The following is an 8,015-nucleotide window of genomic DNA, read 5'->3' as shown; positions in this document are numbered from 1 at the left end:
GGCAAGCCGGCTCCCACATTATTAGCAGCGCTGCTGTACCTGTGGGAGCCGGCTTGCCGGCGATGAGGCCCGTACAGTCAGCGCCGCTGCCTGAAAGTCTCCGAAGGCAACTCGCCAAACCGCTGCCGATAAATCTCCGAAAACCGCCCCAGGTGCAAAAAGCCATAATCCATGGCCAACTCGGTCACGCTGCGCACCGTGCAACTGCCATCGCTCAGGCACGCATGCACCCGTTCCAGCTTGCGCTGGCGCACGTACTGCTTGGGCGTGGTGCCCAGTTGCCGGTCGAACAGCGCATACAACGACCGCACACTCATGCACGCCTGCTCCGCCAGCGTCTCGGCCGCCAGCTCCAGCTTCAGGTTGCGATCGACATAATCAAGTATCCGCTCCAGCCCCGCCCCAGGGCTGCCCAGCTGCTCGCGGCGGATATTGGTGCTCATCAGGGTCAACAGCTTGCTTGCCACGATCTCGCTGTAGTGCCCCTGCACGCGGGGCAGCGAATCGCTGACCTCGGCTTCATGGCAGACCATGGCCAGCAGGTTGACGAAACCGTCCAGCTCGTCCAGTCGATAATGGTTGCGCAAGAACCGCACCCCGCCCTCCGGCCGTTGCCAGCGTTGTTCTTCGCAGATCGAGTCGAGCAGCCGGGTGGGCACCTTGAGGATGAACTTCTCGCAGTCGTCCGAGTAGGTCAGGTCGACCGGGTCGTCCGGGTTGATCAGCAACAGCTCGCCCGGCACCAGGTGGTGCTCGCGCTGGTGGCCGCGCCACAGGCAGTTGCCGTTGAGCAGCACCTGCAGGTGGAAGATGGATTCCAGTGCCGGTGAAGTGACGCGCACACTGCCGCCGTAGCTGATGCGGCACAGGTCGAGGTCGGCGAACTTGCGGTGGCTGAGGCTGGCTTGAGGATGGGTGGTGCGTGACAAGCCGATGCAGTGCTGGCCGACGTGCCGGTTGACGTAGTCGGACACGGCATACGGGTCGGCGTGATGGAACACGCTACTGCGCTCGCTCAGCAGGCGGCTTTCCATAGGCAAGGCACTCGGTGTCGTTATTGTTCTGGGCGCCGCTTCCTACTGGCTCGGAGGGCCTGTGGTCGCGGTCGGTCACGGTCATTGGAAGATACACTAAGCAAAAGGTGGGGGTTGGGCAATGCGACCTGTGGATTGGGTGGGCGGATAGCGGACGGTGAGATTGTGGTGATTGCGCGATTATCGGACAGATTTGCATTGTTGGGTGTCAGTGCGGGCCTCTTCGCGGGGCAAGCCCGCTCCCACAGGTTCTCCACTCCTTCAAGGCTGTACAGTACTTGTAGGAGCGGGCTTGTCCCGCGAAGAGGCCCGCAAGCGCAGCATCAAGCCGTCAATGCACCGCCGCATCCTGCCGCCCCGCCCACCCCTGGCTGCGCGCGCGAAACTGCCGCGGGGCAATGGCGAACAGCTCGCGAAAGCGTCGGTAGAAATGCGGGAAACTGACAAACCCGCTGGCCACCGCCACTTCGGTCAGCGACTTGCTGGTGTGCTGCAGCAACTGGCGGGCATGGGTCAGGCGCAACTCCAGGTAATAACGCGGCGGCGTGGCCTGCACATGGCGGCGGAACAGGCGCTCCAGATGACGACGTGACAAGCCGGCGTGCTCGGCGATTTCATCGATGCCGATCGGGTCTTCGATATTCGCATGCATCAGCTCCAGGGCCAGGCGCACCCCTCGCGGCAGGCTCGGGTCGACTTCCGGCGCGCTGGCCGGCAGGTCGCTCGCCACCCGCGCACGGTCGCACGCCAGCATCTGCTCAACCGCCCGACGCAAGCCTTCTGGGCCCTGCTGCTCAAGCAACGCCAGCATCATGTCCAACGCGCTGCTGGCGCCGGCGCAACTCATGCGCCGCCGGTCCAGCACATGGGCCTGGCGGCTGATGCGCACCTTGGGGAACAGCTCGCTCATCATCGCCCGGCCGTCCGGGTGAAACGCGCAATCGTGCTCGTTGAGCAAGCCCGCTTCGGCCAGGAAGTACGCGCCATTCCACAACCCGCCCAGTTGGCAGCCCAACTGCTCGGCGTGGCGCAGCTTGCCGCGCAGCAGCGGCGAGGCTTCCAGGCGCACACGGAAGCCGCCGCACACCAGCAGGCTGTCCAGGCCCTGCACCTGCAGGTCGGCCAGCGGGGTATTGACCGGCAGGGCAATGCCCAGGTCGCTCATCACCTGGGTGCCCTCGCCTACTACCTGGATGTGGAACAGCGGCGTGGCGCTCATCAGGTTGGCGGTGACCAGGGTGTCCATGGCGGCGGTGAAGGCCATCATCGAGAAGTGTTCGCGCAGGACGAAGGCCACCCGACGGCTCGGCAGTGACAGCGTGGTGCGGCCGGCGGGGTCCAGGTGGGCCAGGTTGGTGTTCTTGAGGATGCTTTCGAAGTGGCTCATGGCGTCGACTCGACTGCGAAAATCGCGGTGTCTTCTTCGCAGGACAAGCCCGCTCCCACAGAGGCACCACAACACCTGTGGGAGCGGGCTTGCCCCGCGAAGAAGTCAGCACCGCCGGGACTGAATTACTTGCTGGCCTGGGTCGCTGCGGCGCGCGAGGCCTGCAGCCATTCATCGAACTGCTGGCGGTGGGCGGCGACCCATTCCTTGGCGTGGCGCGTGATGTCGGCAGGCTTTTTCTCACCCTGCTGCATCTTCAGGTTCTGCGCACTTTCGTCGGCCGTGGTGATCTGCATCAGCGACAGGAACTTGGTGGCCGCCGGGTTCTCATCGGCGAATTCCTTGTTCAGTACCGCCTCGACCTTGTCGACCGCAAACCCGAGGTTCTTGCCCTTGTACATCGTGTCGACAGCGTTGTTGCCATCGGGCAGGTCGGTCTTCGGCACTTCCAGCCACACCACGTCCTTGTCCTCGACCAGTACGGTGGAGATCCACTGCGGTACCCAGGTGAAGTACAGGATCGGCTTGCCTTCCTTGTAGCGGGTGATGGTGTCGGCCATCAGCGCGAAGTACGAGCCCTGGTCGACGTGCACGGAATCGCCCAGCTCATAGGCCTTCATATGGTGCGCAATGACCAGCTCGCAACCCCAGCCAGGGTTGCAGCCCGTGAGGTTGGCCTTGCCGTCGCCGTCGGTGTCGAACAGCTTGGCGATCTCCGGTTTCTTCAGGTCGGTGATGTACTTGATGTGGTACTGCTCGGCGGTCTTCTTGTCGATCAGGTAGCCCTGCAGGACGCCGGGCATGATGTCACCGGCCTTGACCATCACGTCATTGCCACCGGCCTGCTGGTAGAACTTGTCGTGCAGCTTGTCCCACAGGTGCACGGTGAAGTCGGCATCGCCGTTGGCCAGGGCCACCATCATCACGCCGTATTCGGTTTCCTTGGGCTCCTGGACCTTGTAGCCCAGCTCGCGCAGCCCCTCCATGGCGACTTCGCCACGGAACCGCTCTTCGGCGATGGACGGGAAGATCGGCGTGACCTTGACCCCTTCGCCGGGCTTGTCGGACGCGGCGCTGGCGCACAGCGAGGCGATCACCAGGGCCAGGGCGCTGGCGCCTTGCAGCATGCTGCGGGAGAACTTGGATTCCAACATCGTCGCTTACCTTCTTGTGGTTTTTGTCGTGTGCGGCAGTTCGAATGTGCAGAGATCAGGCGGTCTTGCGCCGCCCTTGTGCTTGCCCCGCGCCACACAGGCGCAGCACCACGCCCACGGGGCCGGTGTGGTACCAGCGCAGGCTTGGGTCGGCGCTGGTGCGCGCCCCCATGGCCTGGGTCAGGCGGTCGAGGAAGATCGCCAGCAGGACCAGGCCGACGCCACCGACGGTGGCCAGGCCCATGTCCAGGCGGCCGATGCCGCGCAGCACCATCTGGCCCAGGCCGCCGACCGAAATCATCGAGGCGATCACCACCATCGACAGCGACAGCATCAAGGTCTGGTTGAGGCCGGCCATGATGGTCGAGGTGGCCAGCGGCAGTTGCACGCGGGTCAGCATCTGCCGGGGGGTGCAGCCAAAGGCGCGGGCGGCTTCGATCTTGTCTTCCGGCACCTGGCGGATGCCGAGGTTGGTCAGGCGCACCAGCGGCGGCAAGGCGAACACGATGGTCACCAGCACGCCGGGCACGTTGCCGATGCCGAACAGCATCACCACCGGCACCAGGTAGACGAATGCCGGCAGCGTCTGCATGGCATCGAGCAGTGGGCGGATGATGCGTTCCATGCCGTCGCTGCGGGCGCAGAGTATGCCCAGTGGAATGCCGATCACCGCGCAGAAGAACACCGAGGTGAGCACCAGCGCCAAGGTGGTCATCGACTCCGACCACACGCCGATCAGGCCGAGTAGGGTCAGGGTGACGAAGCACAGCAAGGCCATGCGCTTGCCCGCCAGCTGCCAGCCGAGCAGCGACGACAGCAGGATGCCGATGCTCGGCGGGATGCTCTGCAGGGTGAATTCGATGCCGTTGAGCACCTGGTCGATCGGCCAGCGGATGGCGCGGAACACTTCGCGGAAATTGTGCACGAGGAAGTTGAGGGTGGCGGTCACCCAGTCGCCCAGGGGAATGGTGGCCGCCTGGAACGGGTCGAGCAGGCTGAATTCGGACATGAGGGCAAACCTCTTGGTGGATTAGTGGCGGCTCAGGGTCTGCAGCAGCTCGTTCTTCGACAAGGTGCCCTTGAAGGCGCCCTGGCGGTCGATCACCGGTACCGGGTACGGCAGGTCTGCCGCGATCCCCAACACCTCGTGCAGCGGCGTGTCGGTGTACACCGGCTGCTGCTCGTGCAGGCTGTAGCGCTCACTGGCGCTGGCGCCCTGGGCGTCGGTGTCGACCACGCCCAGCAACTGGCCGCGCTCGTCCACCAGGTAGCCGAACGGCACCCCGGGCTTGAAGCTCGGCGCCTTGCCGTTGACCTTGCATACCACCGCCGGGTCCAGCCGGGCCACGTCACCGGCCTTGAGCACCCGCGAGCTGTCGAAGCTCTTGAAGAAGGTGCGCACATAGTCGTTGGCCGGCTCGTTGATCAGCTCTTGCGGCGTGCCGATCTGTACCACGCGGCCACCTTCCATGATCGCGATGCGATGGCCGATGCGGATGGCTTCCTCGATGTCGTGGGAAATGAAAATGATGGTGCGCTGCTGCTCGGCCTGCAGGCGCATCAGCTCGCCCTGCATTTCGCTGCGGATCAGCGGGTCGAGGGCGGAGAAGGCTTCGTCCATCAGCAGGATGGTCGGGTCGTTGGCCAGCGCCCGGGCCAGGCCCACGCGCTGCTGCATGCCGCCGGACAGCTGGTGCGGGTAGCTGTGCTCGTGGCCGGCCAGGCCCACCTGGCTCAGCGCCTCGCGGGCACGGCTGTGGCGCTCGGCTTCGGCGATACCGGCGATTTCCAGGCCAAACGCAGTGTTCTGCAGCACGCTCATGTGCGGCATCAGGGCGAAGGACTGGAACACCATGCCCATTTCCTTGCGGCGCACATCGAGCAGGTCTTTGTCGGACAGGCCGGTGATTTCACGGCCATTGAGGTGGATGCTGCCGGAAGTGGGTTCGATCAGGCGGTTGAACAGCCGCACCATGGTCGACTTGCCCGACCCGGACAGGCCCATGATGACGAAGATCTCGCCACGCTTGACGGAAAAGCTTGCATCGAACACGCCGACGACGTGGCCGGTCTTGCTGAAGATTTCGTTCTTGTCGGCGCCCTTGCGGAGCATCTCCATGGCCATGTTCGGGTTGGGACCGAACACCTTGAAGATGTTTTTTACCGAAAGAATCTCATCGGCCTGGCTCATACGACCCTCTTTATTATGCTTATTAACCAATCATTCAACTTCGCACTTTCAATAAGGCGGGTAGCGATCAGTGCGAGTACGCTTGGCAGTCCGTTCAAATTCGAACGTGAGTCAAAACCGGCACGCAGCAAGTCCTGCTTCAAGAATTCTCGACATCGAAGTGTCAATGTCGCGCCGTCAGTCAACGTTAGGCCTTGCTCCAGACAGGGTCCAACGACATTTGCATGACGCAAACCATTACCTGAAGTTATCAATCGCCTTGCGGGCCCGGCGCTAGACCGCGCGTGCATTTACCTGGCGCCGATGAACAGGCTAGAGTGGCCCGAACCGGCACCACCAAGGACCACCATGGTCAGACACTCCGAACCCGACCAGACGCTGATCAAGATGCCTTCGCTGCGCGCGGTGAAAGTCTTCGTCGCGGCGGCCAAGTACCAGAACTTCACCCGCGCCGCCGAGGCCTTGTGCGTGACCCAGGCCGCCGTCAGCCGGCAGATCCGTGAGCTGGAGACCTACCTGGGCGCCGAGTTGTTCACCCGGGTCGGCCGGGCGGTAGAGCTGAGCGTGGCCGGTTCGATCTTCTTCGATGCGGTGCAATTATCGTTCGTCAACATTTCCCAGGCCGCCGAACGTATCCGCAGCAACACCAACCCCAAGCACGTGGTCACCCTGTGCTGCTCGCCGGCGTTCGCCGCGCTGTGGCTGGGGCCACGGATGCCGAAGTTCTTCGAGGAAAACCCGGATATCGACATCAACCTGGTGACCACCCAGAACTTCCTCGCCATGGAGCCCGGTGTTCGACCGGACATCTACATCACCAAGCTGGGCAAGATCCAGGCCGGCTACAGTTGCCACCCGCTGAACCACGATGTGATCTACCCGGTGTGCAGCCCGCAGTACCTGGCCGATCACCCCGAGCTGCGAACGCTGGAAGGTTTGCGCGATGGCTCGTTGCTCAACCTCAGCCCCTATGGCCGCTCGCAGGTGGCCGAGCACGTGGACTGGAACGTCTGGCTGGCCTTCCATGATGTCGACCTGAAGAGCCGCGCCAGCACGGCGCCGCATTTCTTCAATGCCAACGACTACAACCTTCTGGTGCAACTGGCGCTGAGCAACCAGGGCGTGGCGCTGGGCTGGCATCACCTGGTGACGCCGCTGGTAGCCCAGGGCTTGCTGGTGAGGCCGGTGGAACAGGAACTGGTGCTCAAGGACACCTTGCACTTCCTGGCTTTCAATGAAGACAAGGAACATGACTCCAGTTGCCGGCGCTTGCGCGATTGGCTGCTGGAGGCATTCGAACCCCTGCTGCACGCCAGCGCCTGACACCCGTCATTGCACCGGCAGGAAATTCATCAGCAACAGGCTCTGCGCATAGTTCAGCCCGATCCGCCGATAGCGTTCATCGAGTAGCTCGGCGAGCAGATCCAGGCGTGCCACGATCTTGCCGAACTCGACGGCGAAGCTCAGGTTGCTGCCCTCTTCGGAAATCTCGTTGGAAAACAGCAGCAGCACGCCATTGGCATCCTGGCGCTGGCTGAGCATCCAGGTCGCCTTCTCGATGTTGCGCGCGGCGTTGTTGACGAACAGCGGGTCGATGGTATCGGTCATGTAGAACTCGGTACGCCCCCCGTGCGCGGTGATCAGCATGCTGCCGATGGCGTAGATGAAGGCGCCGACCCGGTCACCGCGAAACTCCGGGCTCAGGGCATAGCTCAGGGCGGCCAGGTCGCGACGGTTGCCCAGTTGTGCCAAGGGCTGGCGCTGTTCGATGGCGATGCGAATCTGCCGCTCGGCGGTGGCGGCATCGAGGTAGCCGGACATCTTCCACTGGTTGGGGTTGCGCAGGTACAGCTTGTTCATCAGCAGGTACAGGCTCTGCAGGTTGTCGCGCATCGACAGCGTGGCCAGGCGATCGACGCTGGTCTGGAACAGCTCGCTGGGCTTGCCGTTGCCGAACTGGCTGACGATGTCATGGCCTTGTTGCTGGGTACAGGCGCCCAGGCAGATCAGGGCGCCTGCCAACAGCAGGCGGGGGAAGAATTCGGGTTTGCTTGCAACCATCGGCACCGGGACGAAATCGGCGGCCGCGCTGGGGATCGGCGTGGCCTGGCCAAGCATAGAGCCCGGAAATGGGAAAAAGTGCGATGGGGGTGATGTGCTTGTCTGTGATGGCCTCTTCGCGGGACAAGCCCGCTCCCACAGGTTCTCCACTTACTTCAAGGCTGCAAAGTACTTGTGGGAGCGGGCTT

Annotated in this window: 8 protein-coding genes; 2 read left to right on the top strand and 6 right to left on the bottom strand. The window is 63.4% G+C overall.

Annotated elements, in window-relative coordinates:
• Window positions 1-77: 77 nt before the first annotated feature.
• The 5 genes from PMI38_RS19235 to proV form a co-directional block, all read right to left on the bottom strand.
• Window positions 78-1,034 carry a helix-turn-helix transcriptional regulator gene (locus PMI38_RS19235; RefSeq protein ID WP_008097391.1) on the bottom strand — a complete coding sequence of 319 codons (957 nt, stop codon included), beginning with the start codon at window positions 1,032-1,034 and terminating at the stop codon, window positions 78-80.
• Between the two features lie 331 nt (window positions 1,035-1,365).
• Window positions 1,366-2,421 (bottom strand): GlxA family transcriptional regulator, encoded by a 1,056-nt coding sequence (locus tag PMI38_RS19230; RefSeq protein WP_008097389.1) that lies wholly within the window; start codon window positions 2,419-2,421, stop codon window positions 1,366-1,368.
• Between the two features lie 125 nt (window positions 2,422-2,546).
• Window positions 2,547-3,575: a glycine betaine/L-proline ABC transporter substrate-binding protein ProX gene (proX, locus tag PMI38_RS19225; RefSeq protein WP_008097387.1), complete on the bottom strand. Its 1,029-nt coding sequence runs from the start codon at window positions 3,573-3,575 to the stop codon at window positions 2,547-2,549.
• Window positions 3,576-3,630: 55 nt separating this feature from the next.
• Window positions 3,631-4,584, bottom strand: coding sequence for a glycine betaine/L-proline ABC transporter permease ProW (gene proW, locus PMI38_RS19220; protein ID WP_008097385.1), 954 nt, complete (start codon window positions 4,582-4,584; stop codon window positions 3,631-3,633).
• 21 nt (window positions 4,585-4,605) lie between these two features.
• Window positions 4,606-5,766 carry a glycine betaine/L-proline ABC transporter ATP-binding protein ProV gene (proV, locus tag PMI38_RS19215; RefSeq protein ID WP_008097384.1) on the bottom strand — a complete coding sequence of 387 codons (1,161 nt, stop codon included), beginning with the start codon at window positions 5,764-5,766 and terminating at the stop codon, window positions 4,606-4,608.
• Window positions 5,767-6,114: 348 nt separating this feature from the next.
• Between proV and PMI38_RS19210 the strand changes: the two genes are divergently transcribed.
• Window positions 6,115-7,089, top strand: a complete 975-nt coding sequence (locus PMI38_RS19210) for a LysR substrate-binding domain-containing protein (RefSeq protein WP_008097382.1) — start codon at window positions 6,115-6,117, stop codon at window positions 7,087-7,089.
• A gap of 6 nt (window positions 7,090-7,095) precedes the next feature.
• On the opposite strand, the gene PMI38_RS19205 is transcribed toward PMI38_RS19210, so the two are convergent.
• Window positions 7,096-7,827: a hypothetical protein gene (locus tag PMI38_RS19205; protein ID WP_043273956.1), complete on the bottom strand. Its 732-nt coding sequence runs from the start codon at window positions 7,825-7,827 to the stop codon at window positions 7,096-7,098.
• Between PMI38_RS19205 and PMI38_RS27575 the strand changes: the two genes are divergently transcribed.
• Window positions 7,814-8,015: hypothetical protein (locus PMI38_RS27575; protein WP_238540203.1), on the top strand; the 202-nt coding region annotated here is incomplete at its 3' end. The two genes, PMI38_RS19205 and PMI38_RS27575, sit on opposite strands and share 14 nt — an antisense overlap.

It is taken from the genome of Pseudomonas sp. GM84 (genome assembly GCF_000282535.1).
In the GTDB taxonomy this organism is placed as follows: domain Bacteria; phylum Pseudomonadota; class Gammaproteobacteria; order Pseudomonadales; family Pseudomonadaceae; genus Aquipseudomonas.
Note: the sequence above shows the minus strand (reverse complement) of the source record. Positions and strands in the feature narration are given on the sequence as shown.

What these genes read in the sequence shown, in the direction of transcription:
- PMI38_RS19235 (WP_008097391.1), bottom strand. Translation starts at nt 1,034, where the DNA reads ATGGAAAGCCGCCTGCTGAGCGAGCGCAGTAGCGTGTTCCATCACGCC.
- PMI38_RS19230 (WP_008097389.1), bottom strand. Translation starts at nt 2,421, where the DNA reads ATGAGCCACTTCGAAAGCATCCTCAAGAACACCAACCTGGCCCACCTG.
- proX (WP_008097387.1), bottom strand. Translation starts at nt 3,575, where the DNA reads ATGTTGGAATCCAAGTTCTCCCGCAGCATGCTGCAAGGCGCCAGCGCC.
- proW (WP_008097385.1), bottom strand. Translation starts at nt 4,584, where the DNA reads ATGTCCGAATTCAGCCTGCTCGACCCGTTCCAGGCGGCCACCATTCCC.
- proV (WP_008097384.1), bottom strand. Translation starts at nt 5,766, where the DNA reads ATGAGCCAGGCCGATGAGATTCTTTCGGTAAAAAACATCTTCAAGGTG.
- PMI38_RS19210 (WP_008097382.1), top strand. Translation starts at nt 6,115, where the DNA reads ATGGTCAGACACTCCGAACCCGACCAGACGCTGATCAAGATGCCTTCG.
- PMI38_RS19205 (WP_043273956.1), bottom strand. Translation starts at nt 7,827, where the DNA reads ATGGTTGCAAGCAAACCCGAATTCTTCCCCCGCCTGCTGTTGGCAGGC.